An 18,524-nucleotide genomic window follows, 5' to 3' on the forward strand; every position below is an offset into this window, starting at 1 on the left:
AAGCCTGCTCCGGCGCCTGAACTTAACCATCTGACAAAAATAGCCTTTCCTAGCTATCTATGTCAGCCCCTTACTTTTTTCTTGTTTGTTGGGGCTTGTCCAATGAATGAAGCATCTATATAAGCTCGAATACGTTGCCTCTGCATAAGAATCAAATTTTTCTCGTCGCGCTTCCCAAGTAAGCTTGTGCTGCAAAGCGTCGATTGGTGAAGACCTTGGGTTTGTGCAGGAATGCGAACACGCGACAAATTTACGAGATGGGTGAGAAATGACTGACACGCCGGTAGATGCAAACCTGATCGACCTGACCGCTGAGATTGTTTCCGCTTATGTGAGCAATAATACCGTAGCGGCAACTGAGCTTCCGGGCCTGATCAACGAAGTTTACGGTGCATTGCAGCGCACGTCTGGCGCCCAGGTCGAGCCGGAGCCGGAGCCGCTCAAGCCGGCCGTTCCGGTCAAGAAGTCTGTGATGCCGGACTACATCATCTGTCTGGAAGACGGCAAGAAGTTCAAGTCGCTGAAGCGTCACCTGCGCACGCACTACGACATGACCCCGGAAGAGTACCGCGAGAAGTGGGACCTGCCGGCCGACTACCCGATGGTTGCTCCGAACTATGCTGCTGCACGTTCGGAACTGGCCAAGAAGATGGGCCTGGGTCAGCAGCGCAAGCGCGCCAAGTAACTGGCAGCCCTGCTCTGCAGGTATGATTTTGAGGCCGCTGCGGGAAACCGCAGCGGTCTTTTGCATTTGTGGCTGCAGTGCTTGGAGGCTCAGGCGCCGCACCGGCCGGAGCTCTTTCGGTGAAAACGACGGCGCTGAGAGGCTCTCTCTTGGCCTTGAAGTAAGTATGGACGAAAAGCCGGTTCCCGCTTCTGTCCGAGTTGCCTGAGATGAGCTGCTGGCAGGACAAGCTCACCGGCGGCGGCATGAGTGGCGCAGGGGCCACAATATGCGGAAGGAAGCACGCAGTCCGGCAAGGCGGTTGAGATCGCCTGTCCAGTGCGCTTGCCGGCACCTTGCCCGCTCTGCCCGCATGGCACGGACCAGGCTGAGCAGCAGGGCGGGAATGCCGATGCCGCGGTCATGGTGATCAGGCCCTCCCATTTCTGCCCCAAGCCCAAGACGCGCAAGACGCATCCAGAACAATCCGTCCGGCACTGTCGGTTTATGCATCCGGGCTCCCTTCACGCCTCCTGGAGCAAACCAAGGCTTCGATGCTGATGCGTCATGCCAAGGCTTTCGATGCTGACGCATCACGCCTTGAAGTTGCTCAGGCGCCGAAGAGGCTCAGGCTCCGGTTTCCTGTCTGCGGTGGCAGTCAGGAATTTATCCATCATCACCGGACTGGCTGGCGTGGGGAGAAATGGCGGATATCTGCGCTCTCTTAAAAGTTGCTAGGAAACTTATCCCTCACCCCGGATTGCTGACGTATTATGTAGGAATATAAGCCTAAAGGGGAAGCCCACGGGGAGATTGGTGATGGAGTGCGTAGCGAGGACTTCTATCCGGCAACAGCGTCAGGGTGGAGGCGGGGGACAGGCGGGAGAGGTGAGGAACAGAACCGTCTTGGCCCGGCTTCTGCTGATCGAGGGGTTGGTTGCGGAGGTTTATGGCATCAGCCCGCCGGAGCTGCTCAGTGAGGGCCGTGGCGTCCGGCTGATTGCCGATGCCCGGCAGCTGGTGATGTATCTGGCCCATGTCGCCCTTGGCCTCTCCTGCGCCGAAGTGGGGGACTACTACGGCCGCGACCGCTCCACGGTCGCCTACGCCTGCCGCAAGTGGGAGGACCGGCGCGATGATCCTCAGGTCGACGCCGTACTTTTCAAGATTGAACAACTGATTGCAGGTGGCATGACGGTCTATGGTCTTGCCCGCTGGGAGGGTTTCCGATGAGCAGAGCGCTGACAGAGGAAGGTCGCAAGGTTCTCAAGTTTCTGGCCGCGACAGGGGCTGTCATTGTGTCCGGCAGCGGTCAGGAAGACGCTCCGGTCCGGCTTGAGGGACGCCAGGAGACAGGCGGGAAGCGCCGGCAGATGATTGCGACAGTGCGGGTGCTGCACGAACTGAAGCATCTGGGCCTGACGCGTGAGGCGCCGGATGGCGCATTGAGGCTTTCGACTGAAGGCCGCCTGCATGTGCGCAGGATGTTGAGCGGGGGCAGGGACGGCTTTCAGCTGCAACACCAGATCCGGGAGGCGCAGACGCTGCAAGCAGGGGCGGACGGCCCGATCCGGGTGACGGTCAATCTGGCGGAAAGCCCTCTTGCCTGGCTGGCGCGGAGAAAGGATGGCAAGGGCAAGGCGATGCTGACGGCAGCCCAGTTTGAGGCAGGTGAACGCCTGCGGGAAGACTATACATTTGCGGCGATGATGCCGAACCTGTCCGGCGGCTGGCGCACGGAAGCCGGAGCCGGGCGCCATACCGGCCGTGGCCCGGCCGGACCGGACATGAGCGACAATGTGATGGCGGCACGGCTCCGGGTGGAGCGGGCTCTGGATGCCGTCGGCCGCGGGCTTGGCGGCGTGCTTGTGGATGTCTGCTGCCTGCTCAAGGGGCTGGAGACAGTCGAGCGGGAACGGGGCTGGCCGGTCCGCTCGGCAAAGGTGGTGCTGGGGATCGGCCTGTCCGCTCTGGCCTCGCACTACGGCATGGCGGAAGCGAGGAAAGCGCGCCGGAAATGCGATGGCCCGGCGGTCACGCCGCAGCCAGAGCCGAGGCCGCGTCGTCCTTGATGCGCTGGACCATGGATTTCAGGCCGTTGGAGCGCTGCGGTGTGAGGTGATCCTTGAGACCGATGCGGGCAAAAATCGCGTCCACATCGGTCGCAAGAATGTCTTTGGCTGAATGGCCCGAGAAGACGGCAAGCACGATGGCGACAAGACCTTGCACGATCAGGGCGTCGCTGTCGCCGAGGAACGTAAGAATGGCACTGCCATCCTCGCCATGCGTGACCTGGGTCACCAGCCAGACCTGAGAGACGCAGCCGCGCACCTTGTTGTCTTCGGTGCGCTGGTCATCAGGAAAGGCGGGCAGGGCGCGGCCCAGTTCGATGACATACTTGTAGCGGTCTTCCCAGTCATCGATGAATTCAAAGTTCTCGAGGATTTCGTCAAGACTGGCGGTCATGTGCCGGGGTTCCGCTTTCTGGAGCACGTCAGGTGCGCAGATATAGACGTTGCGGCCCGTCAGGCAAGGGCGCCCGGCATTGCGGCGGGAAAAAAGACGCCGCAAGTGGAAGGGGCAGCAATCCACTTGCGGCGCGGCGGCATGGCCACCGAGTTTTTCCGTCTCTCCAGTCCGGCCCCGGGTCAGGACGGGGGACCGGTCCGGTCATGCGGGCGCAAACCACCGCGGTCCGGAATGACAGGCCCGGTGCCGCGGCAGGGTCGGTCAGACCCGGGGGACTGACCTGGGATTGGGCCGTGGCACCGGCCCAAAGGAGGCCTCCGGAACGGAGGAATTCTGCTGTGCAATCTCCGGCGCAGGCAGATGCCACGACGGGATGCTGAGTTCACCGCCGGATGTGCCATCCGGGGCTGGAATGGAGCCAGTGACGTCACCGGGGGCAGGGTGCGCTGCCAGCGCCGGATCGTTTGTTCCACTTCCTGCCTCTGCGCCGTCGAAATACTGGTAGACCAGCTTTGCGCCGTCGCGGGCATTGGCGCCGATGGCCGCAAGGGCCTCGCCGCCGGTTTCGCAGGCCTGCGGATTGCGGCCGCAGAAGCCTGTCAGATCACTTACGGTTGCCTGAGCGGCCATGAAAGCCGCCACAGGGTCGACGTTGAGGCCGCCTGCCTGCTCCTTGCCGGCGAAGAACGGCACCATCGCCAGCACCAAGACAAGCCAGAAGGCTTTCCTGACGAGGAAGAACATTGCGCTACCCTTCAGTTTTCCGGTTCCGCCAGTCTCCGTGCCATGGGCTGACGGTTTTGTTATGGCACGACATTAGCCGGTACATCCAAAAGCGGCGTTTCTCTCCGGGGGGTGATTTTCTTCAAAGAAAACAGAATGTTGAATATATTTTTCGGCAAACTTGATTCAAATTTGAACGGGATTGAGCCAAGGGGCTGCACGGAACTGATGTTTTTTTGCCCGGGCTTTTGAGGAGTTTCGATCCGCCTTCAACGTTCCTTAAGTGATCCGGGCGAAAAATCGGGTAACGAGAAACTGGAGGTACCGGGCTTACCGGTCCCGTGGTGAGTGTGTTGCGTAGCGTATCCAGGTTCCTAACCATCTATGGCCAGCCCATAGCCCGTTTTGTCGAGGGACTGGTTCATCCATCCGTCGAAGGGGATGAGCTGCGCGCGCCGCGCCACAAGGCCTTTATCACGGCCAATCTGGTGACAGGCTCGGCCGCTCTGCTTCTGTTTCCGCTGCATCTCGCTGTCGCCGGGCCGGCCTCGCTGCCCTTGACGCTGATTCTCGGCTGGGCACTGGCTCAGTGGCCGCTGGCACTGTTCCTGTCGCGCACAGGCAATCTGACGGTGGCACAGGCCGCCTCTGCGGCAGTCTTTGCGCTGTTCATTGGCGGCATTGCGGCCATAACGGGCGGCATTGCGTCCTTTGCCCTGATCTGGCTGATTCTGGCGCCCGTTGAGGCGGCCTTGACCGCCGACCGGCGCGCGATTCTCTACGTGACGACGCTCTGCATAGTCGAAGTGGGGCTGCTGGCTCTGCTGGGAGCTGTTGCGCCGGTCTATGCGCTGGCCGGGAGCCCGGAAGCGGCGCTGGCCGTCTCCTCTGGTGGCGCGCTGGCCTATGCCATGATGATGGGCGTCAAGCTTGCGCGCGAACAGCAGCGCGGCGAGGGCCTGTTCCGCCATCTGGAAAGCCGCCTGAAGATGGTCAATGACGAGGCCAGCGGCATGGTTGCATTGCTGGGCGAAGGCGGTGACGTGATTTCCATCGGCGGATCCTGCGAGGCATTGCTTGGCGCCAGCGCACGGCAGGTCCAGCGGGAAGGGCTGTTCCAGCGGCTGCATGTGGCAGACCGGCCGGCCTTCCTGAAGATGGTGTCGGACGTGGAGCGCGACCGCTGCTCCATGAGCCTTGAGGTGCGGCTGCGGCAGGGCCGGAACCGGCCCGGCGAGGCTGGAACGGCCGATTACCGCAGCGTTCTGATCGAATGCCGCCCGGCTTCGCGTGCCGATGCAAGAGACAGGTCGGGGCGCGTGCTCGCGGTGCTGCGGGAAGCGGCAGGCCATAGCAATGCCGGCTCTGCCGAAGAGAATGTGTCGCGAACGGTTGCTGAGGCAGGGCATGAACTGCGTGCGCCGCTGACCGCGATTGCCGGTTTTTCCGAGGTGTTGCGGGAACGGCCAGACAGCCTGAGCGATGCTGCCCGCAGGCGCGAATATGCTGACCTGATCCATGCGTCCAGCACCCATCTGCTGGACGTGGTGGACGGGATGATATCCGGGCAGCACAAGCCGGCCATTCCTCTCAAGCCCGGCAGCCGGGCTGAGGCGGATCTGGTTGCCTGCCTGCAGGACTGTGTGCGGGTGGCAGCGGATGAGGCGCGGCTGCGCAATGCTGCGCTGGTCAGCGAAATTGATCCGGCGCTGGGAAGTTTTCCGGCGGATGAGGTGGCTTGCCGCCAGATCGTGATCAATCTGCTGTCCAATGCCGTGAAGTCGGCACAAGCGGGCGGGCGGGTCGAGCTTCTGGCCCGGCACCTTGGCAATGGTGCGGAATTCCGTGTGACGGCGACGGGGATGCTGCCGGATGCAGGCGCGGCCTCGCGGCGCGGGCAGCCGGAGCCGTTGCCGGGCGCTGAAATCGGTCTTGCCCTGGTGAGAGGTCTTGCCGAGCTGCATGGCGGCAGCTTCCGTGTTGATGCGACACGGGGCAACGGGACAAGCATGACGGTTCTTCTGCCGCCCTCTGCGGCAGGGGCAAAAATAAATTCACCGCGCAAGGCAGGTCAGCTGCCGGTGCGAACGGTGGCCTGAGGCCGGAAAGCGGAGAGCGGACTGGAGCGCATGGCACGCAAGCGAGTTGACCCTGAACCGCCGCCCCGTGAGGGGCTGGTTGCCCGCATGGGCACGGCTGCGATGGACAATCCCGTCGCGGCCGGTGGTTCCATCGTCATGGCGCTGACCGGGTGCCTGATCATTGCCAATGCGGTTGGACTTCAGCCAGGCCGTCATCCGGCGCCGCTGGTCGTGACGCGCGAGCGGCACAGCGAAGTGGTGCCCCAGGAAAACCGCGCGGTGATGCCGCAGGCGGTTTCGACGCTGGTTCTGGACGTACAGACCGAATTGCGCCGCATCGGCCTGTATGAGGGGCTGCTGGACGGCATGGTGGGCCCTGCGACGGAACGGTCCATCCGCCGCTACGAGATTCTAAGCGGTTTGCCGGAAAGCGGCGAGGTGAACAGCGCCCTGCTTGCCCGTCTGCTGATGGAGACCGAAGGGTTGGTGGAGCGGGCCGCTGCCAGCAGCAGCGGCGGCGGCGGGGCGGTGCCCTTGCCGAGACCCTCACCTTTCGCCAGCCCGGCACATCGCAACAACGCAGCTGCGGCGAGCCCGGCACCGGCTGTGGCTACTCCTCAGCCTCCGGCAACGATTGCGGCGCTTGTCGAACAGTCGCAGCCGGTGCGCCATGTGCCGCTTCCCACCGCAACAGGCACAGTGCCTGTGCCCCCCCAGGAGGTGGGCAGAGGGACACAGGTTGCGGAGAATGGCGGCGGGCAGCTTGCCAAGGTGCAGCGGCTTCTCTCGGAACTTGGCTATGGCCCCTTGCGGGCAGACGGCATGATGAGCGACAACACCGCCAACGCGATTCAGCGCTTCGAGCTGGACCGGGGGCTTGCCATCACCGGACAGGTGTCGCCCTCGCTCATTCGTGAGCTCGAAGAATTCACAGGGATTCCGTTCGAGGGATAACCGGGCCTGCCTTGCGGGCTGGCCCGCAGGAAGGAAATGCGCATGCCGCGGCTTACATCCAGATTTTTCGTCAGCGCGCTGGTGCGGCAGGTCTTCACGGCCGGTAGCTTTGCCGCGACCACCCGCAAGGGCGCGGAGGAAGCCGGGGTTGTTTTCGTGCTGGTGGACCGGATGGACGGCACGGTCGACCTCTACGGTCCTGCGCCGCAGGCCTTCATGGATACGGCGGCCGACGACAGGGCTTTCGAACTGCTGATCTCCCAAGGCACCCGCGAAGACGCGCAGGCGCGGCTTGAGAGCGAAAAGCGGATGGACCCGGATTTCTGGGTCGTCGAAATCGAAAGCAAGGGCGGGACGGATCTGTTGCAGGTGGTGGATACGGGCGCCTGACCGCAAGGCTGGGGGGAGAGAGTCAGACGCCCGCCGCCGTCACGCCACGGCTCTTGCCGGACGGAAGCTGACCTTCGTGAACATCACCAGATTGCCAAGACCGGTCAGCGCCAGCCCGGCGATGGCTTCGGGCGTCCACTGATAGCCTTCAAACAGGCTGGAGGCGGCAAGGGCGATGACCGGAAACAGCACCGTGGCATAGCCTGCCTTGGCCGAGCCGATGCGTGCGACAAGCATCAGATAGGCCGTGAAACCTGCCACAGAGCCGAAGACGGCAAGGTATCCGGCGGCGAGCCAGTAGGTCGAAGAGGACGGGGTCACCAGGGTGTTGCCGGTGGCGTAGATGATCGCCAGCAAGGCAATGGCGCCAAAGCTCATGCCCCAGGCATTGGCCGTGGCTGGGGGAACGCCTTCTGCCGTGTTGCGCCGCGAGGCCATGTTGCCGAGCGAAAAGAAGCAGGTGCCGAGCGCCGCCCAGCCGATGCCCTTCAGCACGGAAATGTCGAAGTCCACCGTCAGGTCGTGCCAGAACAGCAGCAGCAGCCCGCAAGCCCCGAGGGCCGCAGCAACCAGGGTGCGCGGCGTGATCCTGTCACCGAAGAAGATCCGCGCATTCACCGCATTGAAGAGCGAGGCCAGCGAGAAGATCACCGAAACGAGGCCGGAAGGGATGAGCGTTGTGGCCGTGTAAAGCGCGATGAAGTTGCAGCAGAACAGGCAAAGCGCCTGCGCGAACACAAAACGCCAGACACGGGGGCGGCGCAGGCGGCCCATGAGCGCCAGCCCTGCGACCATGACGAGGGCGGCCAGCGCAAAGCGGTGGAAGATGGAGACGAAGACCGGGACGGGCGCGGCCTCAATCTGGAAGGCAATGGCGATCCAGGTGGTACCCCAGAGCAGGACAGTGGAAGCGAAAAGCAGAATGTTGGTCATGGGCAGGCTCCTTACCTGCCGGTATTACGCTGCAAACAGGGGCAGCGGCTTGCACGATCTTGCGGTATTCTCTGTCCAGCCTCTGCCTTGCAGGCAGCCGATGATGTAGACAGTGATCATGCGCCCGACCGTTCACGATGTTCTCAGCCAGTCTGCCACCGCCTTTGCGGCCGCCCATCTCGGCATGGGGGCTGAACGCTCTGTGACGATCTGGGAAAATCATGACGACGAGGTGTCCTATGAGACGCCGGAGCGGCATACGTTCAGCCTCTATCTTCAGGGTGGAACCGGCACATCACGCCTCGACAAGGGCGCCTTGCCCGGCTGGCAGGGGGCAGTCTGCGTGATGCCGGAGGGTGAGGCATCGGACTGGAAGATCACCGAGCCTTTCCGCTTCGTGCATCTCTATGTCAGCGACAAGGCGTTGCGTGCGGCCTTCGCCGAGGTGCATGACTGCGACGCGCGGCGGCTGGACCTGAGGGATGAAACCTTTGTGGCGGCGCCTTCCATCGCTGTGCCGTTGCTGCATATGGCCGAGGCGGCCATGACCGAAGATGCTCTGAAGGCAGATGAGGCCTTTGCCGTGATGGTGGCGCATCTCACGCGTGGTGCACCGCTGCTGAAAGGCGGACTCAGCCCGCATCAACTGCGGCGGGTGGATGACTGGGTGCGGGCCCATATGGACGGCGTGATCCATCTGGAGGACCTTGCCGCGCTGACGGGCCTTTCCGTGTTTCATTTCCACCGCATGTTCAAGCTGGCGCGCGGCATGGCGCCCAGCGAATGGGTGATGATGCAGCGGATCAATCTGGCCAAGCAGCTGCTGAGGGCAGGGGAAACGGCGGCAGGGGTTTCGGCTGCCTGCGGCTTTGCCAACCAGAGCCACATGACGCGGGCCTTCCGCAAGCAGACGGGAATGACGCCCGGCCGCTATGGCGAGCTGACTGCTGGCCGGTGAAGCAGGCCGGTGAAGCAGGGGTGGTGAAGCAGGGGCGGTGAACCTGGGGCGCTGACCCCTCAGCCCCGGTCAGACGCTGGTGATACGGCGGGTCGAAGGAACGGCGCGTGGTGCGGGCCTGTGGGTTGGCAGCGGGCGTTCGCCGGGGCGGGCAATGTCCTGCGGCCGCTGGCCGGCGCGGGCGCCTCCGGCCTGCTGCAGCCGGGCAGCTGCGGCCTGCTGAAGCTCTCCGTCGATGATTTCGCCCCTGTGGCGCCAGCTCGACAGCAGGCAATCGGCCGCATCGAGGGACATGTTCTCGAACAGATGCTGAAGCTTGCGCAGGCGTGCAAGATCCAGTGTGACGCCGCCAAGGCGCACCAGCATTGCGGTTGCGCTCTCGCTGTCAAAGCCGAGTACCTTCAGGCAGACCGTCAGGGCTTCGCCCTGTTCGTCTGCGGCCAGATGCAAGGCAAGTCCGGCATCGAGCCCCAGCGCATAGGCAATACCTTCTGCAAAAGCCTCGTGGCCGCCGGACAGGGCAGTCTCGCGCAGCCGCTGCAGCAGGGCGGGCTTGAAAGCCGGACGGGGCGGGCGCTTGCCGCCCTGCCGGGTCAGGTTGCCAAGGGCGCGCAGCTCCGCAGCGCCAATGGCCAGCAGACGGTTTGCGTGATCCAGGAACGGGAAGTTGGCGAGCAGAAGCGGCGTCGGCAGCAGGGCGCGGGCGGCCAGATCCGGCCCGATCGCAGCCATGACATCGGAGCGTTCGCTGAGCGCTGCGAGGATTTCGGGACGGTTTGCCAGATCAATACGGGGCAGAAGCTGCTGAAGCGATTGGGCATCCGCAGTTCGGGCGAGCACGGTCTGGGCGGCAAGGACGAGATCTTCACGGCGGATCAAGGCCCGGCGCAGGCTCTCCGGTCCGCGCTCGGCAATGAGAAGCTGCGCCTGTGTGCTGATCATGGCCGCATGCAGAACAATCGGATAGGCGACGAGCGCGTCTTCATCGCGGGCGAGAAGATCCAGAAACTCGGCCGGAATATCGCTGGCGCGGGCGGCGAGGCAGGCGATGCGGCGGCGGTCTGCCACATCGGTTCCTTCGTAGAGATTGATGGCCAGCTCGCCAAAGGCGCGGATCTCCTGCCGGTCGTGCCGTTCGCGGGCCACAAACAGCTCGGTGGCCGCCAGTAGCAAGCGTTCGCGCCGGGTGAGATCCGGAGTGCCGCTCAGGAAGTTGGGACCGCGACCAGGCGGAACTGATGACATGATACGCGCCGCTACAGCCAGATACTCAATACAAGGACGGACAGGCTACCCCCAGTCCAGTGGCTAAAATTAGACATAAACCGTTAGCGGCCTGTTAACCCTGCAGGGGCGTTACTCTGAAAACCAGCATAAGTGTCCACAGTCCTGAAACAGCCCGCGCCTTTTGCCGGAGCTGCTGCCGAAGGAGGAAGCGATGGGATACGTGCTTGATTTCCGCATGGCACCAAGGCGGCCGCAGCGCAAAGCAGCGGGCGGGCAGGGGCCTGTTTCACAGGAAGACGTGGTCGTTCTGTTCCCCGGAGCGCGTATCGAGCGGGAAGCGCTTGATCTTGCCGCCCGAATCGGGACCATCGGAACACCAGCCGGACAGGCTGCGCCCGAGGCGGAGTGACGCGCAAGGCGTGCCTGCCGCCACCCATGGCCAGGGAACGCCAGCATGACCATTACCAGGGCAGACAGTGCCCGGCCGGCCTGTGTTGCGATCCGGCCCATCCGGACGAAGCGCGGCCCCTCGCGTTCTGCCGTTTTGCCGCTGCTGTGCTGTGCTGTGCTGGTTGCAGGATGCAGTCGGCCGACGGGAGATTTCGGCAGGGCGGAGCCCTCCGTCATACATGACACGATCATGCCTGAAGCAGGCAAGCTGGCGGCGCGGGTGCGCGGTGAGCCGGTGTCGGAGTTTATTCTCACGGACGATGAAAAGCTGCTGCGGGATCTTGGCTGGGGGCTGATCCGGCCGCCCTGGGCGAAGGACTGGATCGGTGGCACCAAGGTGGAACTGGCCCGCACGCGAGTGCTGCCGGAAAAAGAGGGCAAGGTTCCGGTGACGCTCTATTCGGTGTTCCTCGGATCCGAAAAGTTCAACTCCAGCGAGGCGCGGTTTGACCGGATTGCCGCGGATGCCCGCGGCGACACCAAGCTGGTGCCGCCGTTCTGCGAGGTGGCAGCGCGCGTGGAGGCCGCCGACCGGGAGAGGCTGGCTGCGGTGTCGCGCCGGGATATCCTGACGCAGGATACCTTCGAAGGGGCTAATGCCCGCGTCTGGGAGAACCGGGCCTATATCGGCTGGGTGGCACAGGCGCTGCGCTTCCGCATCCAGGCCTATCAGACGGCAACAGACCATTTCGAGATCGAGACCCCGTCCGGATCCCGGCTTTGGGACACGAACCGGGCGATCAAGGAACTGGAAGACGTGGTGCGTCTGACGGAAAAAGGCTGTGCGGCGGAAAACCGGTTCGATACCCCAGACGATCTGAAGCGGTCGCGTATCTATAACAACTGGGGGCTGGAGCGTCCGCCAGTTCAGAAGTGATGCCAAGGCTTTCGATGCTGAGACGCATCACGTCTTGAATTTGCTCAGGCCCGGTGCGTCTCAGGCTGGTTTATGTATCCGGCGTGAAGATATCCGCACATCTGGCGGCACCCAGTTCATCCGCAAGGACGGGGTCTGCGGCGGCATCCGGCACGAAGGCGCGCAGGAGAGCGAAGCCCTCGTTCTGATCGGTCTCGATGACGATCATCTCATCCAGGTTTTCCGGCGGGTTCTCACGCAGGATCGACAGCTGGCTTGATGTCAGGACCAGCATGGCGAGGGCGCCTGAGCCGGAGGTGCGGTTGTTGAGGCTGTAGACCACCTCTCCACGCCCGTTGAACAGCGCCATGGACCAGAAGGGCGAGTCCACGTTGGCCGCAAGTGTCAGGGGACCATCCTCCAGGCGGAACCAGCAGACGGCATGGCGCATGGCCGGGTCCAGCATGGGGGCGAGTTCTTCCCCGTCGGTGATGGGGGGCAGGACATGGAAAATGCGGTCCGGGCCGAGGTGACGCAACTCGGCAAATGCCTTGGCGCGCACATGGCCGGGAACAGTCAGAACCACGAAGATATGAATGATGCCGCCGATCAGCAGCATCGCGAGCAGCCAGAGCGAGAACCGGGGCAGGACGGCCCGGACGTGTCCGGATGCACGGCTCAAGAGACGGGGCAACCGCAGAGATCCGGTGATGGCGCGGCTCATGGACAGGAGACCTCGCTGATCGCGGGCATGGTCAGGCCTGCAAGGGAGGAGCCCGTGGTGATGGGCGCATCATAGAGGCGCAGAATGAAGGAAAGGCCCTCGCCTTTGCCTGTCGGCAGCCAGTTTCCGGGAGCCGGGCGGGCGGAGGCGGTGATGTCGAAGGAACCGTCCGGTTTGCGCAGGATCTGGTTGCTGTCGAGATAGAGCCGGTCCATCGGTACCGGGACGAGACGGGCCTCTCCATCCGCGGAGGTCAGTGTCCACAGGCGTGCGGATGGAGTCAGGCCTGAAATCAGATAGGTGCAGCCGGGGCGGAGCGGGCGTCCGGCGGAGGTTTCCTTGGCGATGAAGGCCACACCCTCGCCGGAGGCCAGGGGAACACGGCCCAGCCGTGCAAAAATGGCTGCGGAATAGGGATCGGCCTCCGGTGTTCCGGCCAGCGGATGAGCGCCCCAGACACCGATGCGCACGCTTTGGAAAAGATCCTCACGGCTGAGGGCCAGATAAGCAGAGCCGACGCCGATGATGAGCGCACCGGCAAACAGCAGCGTGATGGTGAAGGCCCGCCACAGCGGATGCGGCTTGCGGCGTGACAGGACGGCAGGTGTTTCCACCTCTTTCCAGTCGAGTTCCGGGCCTGAGTCAAAGCGGGCGTTCATGGCTGGGCCGCCCCGCTGCTGTCCATGCCGGCCGCGCTGGCCGTCTGGCCAATGGCCGCGAGTGCGTCGCCGATCTGCGTGATGACCGCCAGCGAGCGGCTGTTGAGAATACGGGGCTGGCTGCCGGTGCTGGCCACTTCCGGTCTTGCAGCCAGCTGCTTGGCAGGCTTGACCTTGGCCGCATCAACGCCGGGAATGGGCTGGATTTCAATGCCCTCATGCGCATAGGCCATGAAACGCTGCCAGATCATGGCCGGAAGCGTGCCGCCGGTGACATTGTTCGTGCCGGTGAAATCGTCATTGCCCACCCAGACGGCGGCGGTGAAGTTGCCGGTATAGCCCACGAACCACGCATCTCGGTAGGCCGAGGTGGTGCCGGTCTTGCCTGCTGCCACGACCCCGTCCAGCAGGGCGCGCCTTCCGGTGCCGCGCTCCACCACGTTGACGAGAATGTCGTTCATCTCGAAGACCTTCTCCTCCGGCAGGATACGCTGGGGCTCAGGCTCGTTTTGGGCGCGGTCATAGATGACAGTGCCGCTGGAGCTGCGAACCTCCAGAATGGTGTAGGGCGTTGCCTTGTAGCCGCCGTTGGCGAAGACGGAATAGCCTGCGGCCATGTCGATGACCGAGACATCCGAAGAGCCGAGCGCCAGAGAGGTGGAGTTCTGCAGTTCGTGGCTGATGCCCATGAGATAGGACATCTCGATGATCTTCGGACGGCCAAGGGCAATGGACAGTCGGACGGGGATCGTGTTGATCGAGCGGGTGAGGGCTTCCTTCAAGGTGATTGCACCGGCATAGCCGCGCGAGTAATTGCGCGGGCTCCAGTTGCCGATGGAAACGGGGGCATCCGGAACGATGCTGTCCTTCGAATAGCCGTTCATGAAGGCCGTCATGTAGACGAAGGGCTTGAAGGCCGATCCTGGCTGACGCAGCGCGTCGACGGCCCGGTTGAACTGGCTGGCGCCATAATCGCGGCCGCCGACCATGGCGCGCACCGCGCCATCCGGCACCAGGGCGACGATGGCCGCTTCGCGGGCACGCCGCTCTTCCGAGAACTGACGCATGATGGCGTCGATGGACTGCTCGGCTTCCCGCTGAAGGGCGGGGTCGAGTGTGGTCCGGACGGTGACGATACGGTCGCGGGCGAGGGCAGGATAGCGGCGTGCGAGACGCTTGACCTCGTTGAAGGCCCAGTCGAGATAGAAATCGGGGGCCTGCTCACGGGAGCGGTCGACTGCAACGGCCGGATTGCGCCGCGCACCGATGACCTGGCCTTCCGTCATGAAGCCGGCCTGCACCATGTTGCTCAGCACCTCGTTGGCGCGGGCACGGGCGGCGGGAAGGTTGATATGCGGGGCGTATTTCGAGGGCGCCTTGTAAAGGCCTGACAGCATGGCGGCCTCAGCCAGCGTCAGTTCCCGGACATTCTTGCGGAAATAGAATTCGGACGCCGCCGTGACGCCGAAAACGCCGCCGCCCATATAGGCGCGGTCCAGATAGAGTTTCAGGATCTCGCGCTTGGAGAGGTTCGCCTCCAGCCAGAGGGCGAGGAAAGCTTCCTTGATCTTGCGCTCCAGCGTGCGTTCGTTGGAGAGGAAGAGGTTCTTGGCCAGCTGCTGGGTGAGAGATGAACCGCCCTGCACAACGGTGCGGGCGCGCAGGTTCTCCACCATGGCGCGGGCGGTGCCCAATACGTCGATGCCGAAATGCTCGAAGAACCGGCGGTCTTCCGTCGCCAGCGTTGCCTTGATCAGGATATCGGGAAGTTCGTCGAGGGGCACGGTGTCGTTGAGCACAATGCCGCGCCGGCCGACTTCCTTGCCGAAACGGTCGAGGAAGGTGACGGCGAAGTCATCCGTCGTGCGCCAGTCCGCCACACGCGTTGCCTCAAAGGCGGGCTGGGCAAAGGTCAGCAGGATGATGAAGCCGAGGAGGCCGAAGGTGAAGCCATCCGAGCCAAGCTCTGCCAGCCCACGCCAAAGGCCGCGGGCCCGGAAGCGGCGCAGGAACCTCGAATAGGCATCCCAGCCGTCCGTGATGGCCTGCCAGCTGCGCCACAGGACCGTATCCAGCCAGGCGTCAATTGACATGAGCAGGGCCGGCAGCGACCGGCGCGGACGGGTGGCAAACGGTTGGCGGGGTTTTTCTTCAGGAGGTAATGGGACGGAATGGACTTCAGCCTCGGGCGGCGCGTGAGTTTCAGCGCTCACCGCATCCGGCTGGCCAGCCTCCGTCACTGCAGCCTCAGAAGGGCTGTCCATATCCGGTTTGCTGCCGTTCTCCGGCGGGCTTCCGTTGCCGTTGTGCTGGTCCGACGTCACCGCAAGCTACCTGTGCCCTGCAGATGGTGATAAGGAAACTATCGAGTGACATACCCTGTCCCGCAAGGGAAGCCGAAAGCGAACATGAAATCAATGACCGAAGCGGAAAACCCGGGAAATGCGCCCTTCTGGAAGACAAAAACTCTGGAGGAGATGACGCAGACCGAATGGGAATCGCTGTGCGACGGCTGTGCCCGCTGCTGCCTGAACAAGCTGGAGGACTGGGACACGGGGGCAATCGTGTGGACGGATGTGGCGTGCGAGCTGCTGGATGGCACCACATGCCGCTGCCGCGACTATGCGAACCGGACCGATACCGTGCCCGATTGCATCCAGCTGACGCCAGCTGAAGTGCGGACGCTGACATGGCTGCCGCCAACCTGTGCCTACCGCCTGGTGCGGGACGGGGAGGATCTGGCCTGGTGGCATCCGCTGATCTCGGGCTCGCCGGAGACGGTGCATCTGGCAGGCATCTCCGTATCCGGCCGCACGGTGACGGAAGCAGGGATCGAGATCGAGGACTACGAGAACCATGTGGTGAGCTGGCCGGAGGAATGGCCGGAAGAGGCACTTGAAAGGCCCGCGCAGAAGGCCTGAAACGTGCCGCCGGACAGCACCTTGCGGGTGCCGTCCGGCGGGTTTTGGTCACAGATGAGAGCTGGCGAAGGCGGCGAGTGCCTGTACTTCGCCCTGGCGCAGCTCATGGCCGCCATCGTGCCACACCAGTTCCACATCCGCTGTCTGGCCCGTGAACCAGTCCGCCAGCGACTGCGTGAGAGGCGCGGGGCAGATCGGGTCGCGCCGCCCGGCGGTGATCAGGACCGGCAGGCCGGAGAGGCCTGCATTCTCCTTCGGTGTGAAGGGAATGAGCGGATGCAGCAGCGCGATGGCGCTGAAGAGTTCCGGCCGCTGGAACGCAACGCTCGCCAGAATGTTGGCGCCGTTGGAATAGCCATAGGCGAAGACCCTGGACGGTGCGAGACGCGCTGTCTGGTCCGCGATGAAGGCAGCCATCCGATCCGTGCGGGCCGCAAGGTCCGCCATGTCATAGACGCCTTCGCCGGTGCGGCGGAAGAAGCGCAGGGCGCCGCCTTCCGAGATATCGCCTCTGGGGTTGAGGAGCGTGGCCTGCGGGAAAAGCTCCGCCGAAAGCCCCGCGAACTGGTGCTCATCCCCGCCCGTGCCGTGAAAGGCGAGGACGAGGGGAGCAGGCGCCCCGCCGGGGGCGGGGCGCTCGTAAGTGGTGTAGGATACTGTGGTCATAATCATACCAAGTCTTTCGATGCTGACGCATCAAGCCTTGAACAGGCTCAGACGCCGCTCGGGCATGATCCTTTCCCGGTGAGACGTGCCCACCGGGGAAGAATTTCAGCCTTCCAGTGAAACCAACTGCTTTTCCAGATAAGGGCGCAGGTGGGCATGCTGGGTGGGAAGCTTGAGTGCTTCGCCCAGATGGGCCGTGTCCTCATCCCGGTTGAAGCCCGGTTCATTGGTGGCGATCTCGAACAGCACGCCGCCGGGCGTGCGGAAATAGATCGCGTAGAAGTAGTCGCGGTCGATCACAGGTGTAACCTGATAGCCCGTGTCCATGAGGGCCTTGCGGACCTCAAGCTGGGCGGCCCGGTCCTCCACCGCGAAAGCGATGTGGTGGACGGAACCGGCACCGGAGACGGCCGGGGCAATCGAGGGCATGGTTTCCACGTCGATGACATGGGCGCCATTGCCACCGGGCACCGTGAAACGCTTCACGTCATCTGCGGAGTCTGCCAGTTCATAGCCCATGAAGCCGAGCAGTTCCGCCGTTGCACCATCATCGCGGAGGCGCAGGCTGGTGGAGTGGAAGCCGCGGATGGCCGCATCTTCCGGGACGCCGCCCGCCGTCCAGGGCGCGCGGGCGTCTCCGTCCACTTCAACAAGCGCGAAGGCATCGTTGTCGGGGCCGAAGAAATGCAGGCGCTTCTGGCCGAAAGCCGTGTCTTCGACCTGTCCGGCCGCCCCGGCGCCGGCAAGCCGCGTCTGCCAGAAGCCGAGAGAGTCTTTCGGGACGGAGAAGAGCGTGGTGCCGACTTCCCCCGTGCCTGGGCGGCCCTGACGGGCACCTGGGAAGGGGAAGTAGGTCATCACCGTGCCGGCCGAACCGGTCTCGTCACCATAGTAGAGATGATAGACATCGGGCGCATCGAAGTTGACCGTCTTCTTCACGCGGCGCAGGCCGAGCACGCGGGTGAAGAACGCATTGTTCGCCACAGCATCGTCAGCAATCGACGTGACATGGTGCAGGCCTTTGATCTGCGTGATCATTTCCTATCTCCTGATCTGGCGCGGCGGGGCCGCGCCTTCGTTCTGGAGTGAACATAGGTGGTGAACAGCGATCTGATTAGCCGGTCCAGACTTCGACTGATGTTCAGTATATGTGAACAGTTGCTGTGAGCCAGCCTTACTTTGTGAAAGTCAGGTCAACAGTTCCCACGGTGATACCATATTTCATGACGGTGGCCGTATTGCGGACCGTGCGGGGGCCGGTCTGGGTGAGCGTGTCATAGAAACGCAGAGCGACACTGCCGTCCTTCAAAGGCACCTCGACCGGATAGGTGAAGACGATGCTGTCGCCCTGATAACCGATGTTGACCGGGGTCAGCACATCGGAGCGCTGGCCGATATAGCGGTCTTCTGCGACTTTCTGGAAGAACCAGACCTTGGTGTCCTTCTCACCATCGTCATAGACGAAGTCCTCGCGCAGGCGGAGGGTGAAGGTCCTGGGATCCCATGTGCCGGTGAGCTTGACGGTGAATTCGCGACGCACGCCGGCGATCCTGCTTTCGAAAACTCCGTGGGCGGTGGTGGTGCCGCGGAAGTAGTCTTCAAGGACGAGCCGTTGACTTGCGCTTGCAAAATTCGTCCATGATATTGTCGAAATTATCAGGGCGAAAATCACTAGAAAAAATGACTTTAACTTCCTGGTTAAAAATAATTCAACCTTGAATTTCATGAAATTTCCTCCTTTTGGATTTTTGTGTACGATCGGAGGGAGATCATGGATCCCGAATTTATGCATTTTTTTGAAAATTACGTAGTAGTGCTGACTTTATTGTATTTGCTGTTCAGGGGTTCG

The 18,524-nt window shown here is 63.2% G+C and carries 20 protein-coding genes; 10 read left to right on the forward strand and 10 right to left on the reverse strand.

The window, feature by feature from the left end:
• The first annotated feature begins 268 nt into the window (after nucleotides 1-268).
• The 3 genes from ACVNHC_RS22965 to ACVNHC_RS22975 all read left to right on the forward strand — a co-directional run bounded on the left by ACVNHC_RS22965 (nucleotide 269) and on the right by ACVNHC_RS22975 (nucleotide 2,736).
• Nucleotides 269-685 carry a MucR family transcriptional regulator gene (locus tag ACVNHC_RS22965; protein ID WP_050471100.1) on the forward strand — a complete coding sequence of 139 codons (417 nt, stop codon included), beginning with the start codon at nucleotides 269-271 and terminating at the stop codon, nucleotides 683-685.
• 885 nt (nucleotides 686-1,570) lie between these two features.
• Complete coding sequence (locus ACVNHC_RS22970) at nucleotides 1,571-1,897, forward strand: helix-turn-helix domain-containing protein (RefSeq protein ID WP_050471101.1); 327 nt, start codon at nucleotides 1,571-1,573, stop codon at nucleotides 1,895-1,897.
• On the forward strand, nucleotides 1,894-2,736 hold the full coding sequence (locus ACVNHC_RS22975) for a DUF6456 domain-containing protein (protein WP_374628641.1): 843 nt from the start codon (nucleotides 1,894-1,896) through the stop codon (nucleotides 2,734-2,736). Before ACVNHC_RS22970 ends, ACVNHC_RS22975 begins: the two co-directional genes overlap by 4 nt.
• Here the strand turns inward: ACVNHC_RS22975 and ACVNHC_RS22980 are convergent.
• Nucleotides 2,699-3,130 (reverse strand): SufE family protein, encoded by a 432-nt coding sequence (locus ACVNHC_RS22980; protein WP_457169681.1) that lies wholly within the window; start codon nucleotides 3,128-3,130, stop codon nucleotides 2,699-2,701. The genes ACVNHC_RS22975 and ACVNHC_RS22980 overlap by 38 nt on opposite strands.
• Before the next feature lie 264 nt (nucleotides 3,131-3,394).
• Nucleotides 3,395-3,877 carry a DUF5330 domain-containing protein gene (locus tag ACVNHC_RS22985; RefSeq protein WP_457169683.1) on the reverse strand — a complete coding sequence of 161 codons (483 nt, stop codon included), beginning with the start codon at nucleotides 3,875-3,877 and terminating at the stop codon, nucleotides 3,395-3,397.
• A gap of 332 nt (nucleotides 3,878-4,209) precedes the next feature.
• Here ACVNHC_RS22985 and ACVNHC_RS22990 point away from each other — a divergent pair, with 332 nt between their 5' ends.
• The 3 genes from ACVNHC_RS22990 to ACVNHC_RS23000 are packed head-to-tail and all read left to right on the forward strand — an operon-like array spanning nucleotide 4,210 to nucleotide 7,281.
• Complete coding sequence (locus ACVNHC_RS22990) at nucleotides 4,210-5,955, forward strand: sensor histidine kinase (RefSeq protein ID WP_457169685.1); 1,746 nt, start codon at nucleotides 4,210-4,212, stop codon at nucleotides 5,953-5,955.
• Nucleotides 5,956-5,985: 30 nt separating this feature from the next.
• Nucleotides 5,986-6,891, forward strand: coding sequence for a peptidoglycan-binding domain-containing protein (locus ACVNHC_RS22995; RefSeq protein ID WP_457169687.1), 906 nt, complete (start codon nucleotides 5,986-5,988; stop codon nucleotides 6,889-6,891).
• A gap of 42 nt (nucleotides 6,892-6,933) precedes the next feature.
• Complete coding sequence (locus ACVNHC_RS23000) at nucleotides 6,934-7,281, forward strand: DUF1491 family protein (protein ID WP_208975832.1); 348 nt, start codon at nucleotides 6,934-6,936, stop codon at nucleotides 7,279-7,281.
• A gap of 39 nt (nucleotides 7,282-7,320) precedes the next feature.
• On the opposite strand, the gene ACVNHC_RS23005 is transcribed toward ACVNHC_RS23000, so the two are convergent.
• Complete coding sequence (locus ACVNHC_RS23005; RefSeq protein WP_050471108.1) at nucleotides 7,321-8,214, reverse strand: DMT family transporter; 894 nt, start codon at nucleotides 8,212-8,214, stop codon at nucleotides 7,321-7,323.
• 118 nt (nucleotides 8,215-8,332) lie between these two features.
• Between ACVNHC_RS23005 and ACVNHC_RS23010 the strand changes: the two genes are divergently transcribed.
• Nucleotides 8,333-9,172, forward strand: coding sequence for a helix-turn-helix transcriptional regulator (locus ACVNHC_RS23010; RefSeq protein ID WP_457169690.1), 840 nt, complete (start codon nucleotides 8,333-8,335; stop codon nucleotides 9,170-9,172).
• A 69-nt stretch (nucleotides 9,173-9,241) separates the two neighbouring features.
• Here ACVNHC_RS23010 and ACVNHC_RS23015 read toward each other — a convergent pair whose 3' ends face one another.
• On the reverse strand, nucleotides 9,242-10,417 hold the full coding sequence (locus ACVNHC_RS23015; RefSeq protein WP_122519646.1) for a DUF2336 domain-containing protein: 1,176 nt from the start codon (nucleotides 10,415-10,417) through the stop codon (nucleotides 9,242-9,244).
• Nucleotides 10,418-10,610: 193 nt separating this feature from the next.
• On the opposite strand from ACVNHC_RS23015, the gene ACVNHC_RS23020 reads away from it, so the two are divergent.
• Together ACVNHC_RS23020 and ACVNHC_RS23025 are read left to right on the forward strand one after the other, a co-directional pair.
• Nucleotides 10,611-10,808 carry a hypothetical protein gene (locus ACVNHC_RS23020; protein ID WP_082205770.1) on the forward strand — a complete coding sequence of 66 codons (198 nt, stop codon included), beginning with the start codon at nucleotides 10,611-10,613 and terminating at the stop codon, nucleotides 10,806-10,808.
• Nucleotides 10,809-11,039: 231 nt separating this feature from the next.
• Nucleotides 11,040-11,726: a hypothetical protein gene (locus tag ACVNHC_RS23025; RefSeq protein WP_208975833.1), complete on the forward strand. Its 687-nt coding sequence runs from the start codon at nucleotides 11,040-11,042 to the stop codon at nucleotides 11,724-11,726.
• 70 nt (nucleotides 11,727-11,796) lie between these two features.
• On the opposite strand, the gene ACVNHC_RS23030 is transcribed toward ACVNHC_RS23025, so the two are convergent.
• From ACVNHC_RS23030 to ACVNHC_RS23040, 3 genes are read right to left on the reverse strand one after another with little or no spacing between them, the layout of a single operon-like run.
• Entirely contained in the window at nucleotides 11,797-12,387 is a 591-nt protein-coding gene (locus ACVNHC_RS23030) for a DUF1254 domain-containing protein (RefSeq protein ID WP_457169693.1), read from the reverse strand.
• A gap of 38 nt (nucleotides 12,388-12,425) precedes the next feature.
• Entirely contained in the window at nucleotides 12,426-13,088 is a 663-nt protein-coding gene (locus ACVNHC_RS23035; protein WP_122519648.1) for a DUF1214 domain-containing protein, read from the reverse strand.
• Entirely contained in the window at nucleotides 13,085-15,181 is a 2,097-nt protein-coding gene (locus ACVNHC_RS23040; RefSeq protein WP_457169695.1) for a transglycosylase domain-containing protein, read from the reverse strand. The genes ACVNHC_RS23035 and ACVNHC_RS23040 overlap by 4 nt, the downstream gene beginning before the upstream one ends.
• 324 nt (nucleotides 15,182-15,505) lie before the next feature.
• Here ACVNHC_RS23040 and ACVNHC_RS23045 point away from each other — a divergent pair, with 324 nt between their 5' ends.
• Entirely contained in the window at nucleotides 15,506-16,009 is a 504-nt protein-coding gene (locus ACVNHC_RS23045) for a YcgN family cysteine cluster protein (RefSeq protein ID WP_058900364.1), read from the forward strand.
• Between the two features lie 48 nt (nucleotides 16,010-16,057).
• Here ACVNHC_RS23045 and ACVNHC_RS23050 read toward each other — a convergent pair whose 3' ends face one another.
• The 3 genes from ACVNHC_RS23050 to ACVNHC_RS23060 all read right to left on the reverse strand — a co-directional run bounded on the left by ACVNHC_RS23050 (nucleotide 16,058) and on the right by ACVNHC_RS23060 (nucleotide 18,467).
• Nucleotides 16,058-16,675 carry an alpha/beta hydrolase gene (locus tag ACVNHC_RS23050; protein ID WP_457169697.1) on the reverse strand — a complete coding sequence of 206 codons (618 nt, stop codon included), beginning with the start codon at nucleotides 16,673-16,675 and terminating at the stop codon, nucleotides 16,058-16,060.
• Nucleotides 16,676-16,780: 105 nt separating this feature from the next.
• Complete coding sequence (locus ACVNHC_RS23055; protein ID WP_457169699.1) at nucleotides 16,781-17,713, reverse strand: VOC family protein; 933 nt, start codon at nucleotides 17,711-17,713, stop codon at nucleotides 16,781-16,783.
• Between the two features lie 136 nt (nucleotides 17,714-17,849).
• Nucleotides 17,850-18,467, reverse strand: a complete 618-nt coding sequence (locus tag ACVNHC_RS23060; protein ID WP_457169701.1) for a DUF3833 family protein — start codon at nucleotides 18,465-18,467, stop codon at nucleotides 17,850-17,852.
• Nucleotides 18,468-18,524: the final 57 nt, after the last annotated feature.

The organism is Pannonibacter sp. Q-1 (assembly GCF_054073275.1).

What these genes read in the sequence shown, in the direction of transcription:
- ACVNHC_RS22965 (WP_050471100.1), top strand. Translation starts at nt 269, where the DNA reads ATGACTGACACGCCGGTAGATGCAAACCTGATCGACCTGACCGCTGAG.
- ACVNHC_RS22975 (WP_374628641.1), top strand. Translation starts at nt 1,894, where the DNA reads ATGAGCAGAGCGCTGACAGAGGAAGGTCGCAAGGTTCTCAAGTTTCTG.
- ACVNHC_RS22980 (WP_457169681.1), bottom strand. Translation starts at nt 3,130, where the DNA reads ATGACCGCCAGTCTTGACGAAATCCTCGAGAACTTTGAATTCATCGAT.
- ACVNHC_RS22985 (WP_457169683.1), bottom strand. Translation starts at nt 3,877, where the DNA reads ATGTTCTTCCTCGTCAGGAAAGCCTTCTGGCTTGTCTTGGTGCTGGCG.
- ACVNHC_RS22995 (WP_457169687.1), top strand. Translation starts at nt 5,986, where the DNA reads ATGGCACGCAAGCGAGTTGACCCTGAACCGCCGCCCCGTGAGGGGCTG.
- ACVNHC_RS23000 (WP_208975832.1), top strand. Translation starts at nt 6,934, where the DNA reads ATGCCGCGGCTTACATCCAGATTTTTCGTCAGCGCGCTGGTGCGGCAG.
- ACVNHC_RS23005 (WP_050471108.1), bottom strand. Translation starts at nt 8,214, where the DNA reads ATGACCAACATTCTGCTTTTCGCTTCCACTGTCCTGCTCTGGGGTACC.
- ACVNHC_RS23010 (WP_457169690.1), top strand. Translation starts at nt 8,333, where the DNA reads ATGCGCCCGACCGTTCACGATGTTCTCAGCCAGTCTGCCACCGCCTTT.
- ACVNHC_RS23015 (WP_122519646.1), bottom strand. Translation starts at nt 10,417, where the DNA reads ATGTCATCAGTTCCGCCTGGTCGCGGTCCCAACTTCCTGAGCGGCACT.
- ACVNHC_RS23020 (WP_082205770.1), top strand. Translation starts at nt 10,611, where the DNA reads ATGGGATACGTGCTTGATTTCCGCATGGCACCAAGGCGGCCGCAGCGC.
- ACVNHC_RS23025 (WP_208975833.1), top strand. Translation starts at nt 11,040, where the DNA reads ATGCCTGAAGCAGGCAAGCTGGCGGCGCGGGTGCGCGGTGAGCCGGTG.
- ACVNHC_RS23035 (WP_122519648.1), bottom strand. Translation starts at nt 13,088, where the DNA reads ATGAACGCCCGCTTTGACTCAGGCCCGGAACTCGACTGGAAAGAGGTG.
- ACVNHC_RS23040 (WP_457169695.1), bottom strand. Translation starts at nt 15,181, where the DNA reads ATGTCAATTGACGCCTGGCTGGATACGGTCCTGTGGCGCAGCTGGCAG.
- ACVNHC_RS23045 (WP_058900364.1), top strand. Translation starts at nt 15,506, where the DNA reads ATGACCGAAGCGGAAAACCCGGGAAATGCGCCCTTCTGGAAGACAAAA.
- ACVNHC_RS23050 (WP_457169697.1), bottom strand. Translation starts at nt 16,675, where the DNA reads ATGACCACAGTATCCTACACCACTTACGAGCGCCCCGCCCCCGGCGGG.
- ACVNHC_RS23055 (WP_457169699.1), bottom strand. Translation starts at nt 17,713, where the DNA reads ATGATCACGCAGATCAAAGGCCTGCACCATGTCACGTCGATTGCTGAC.
- ACVNHC_RS23060 (WP_457169701.1), bottom strand. Translation starts at nt 18,467, where the DNA reads ATGCATAAATTCGGGATCCATGATCTCCCTCCGATCGTACACAAAAAT.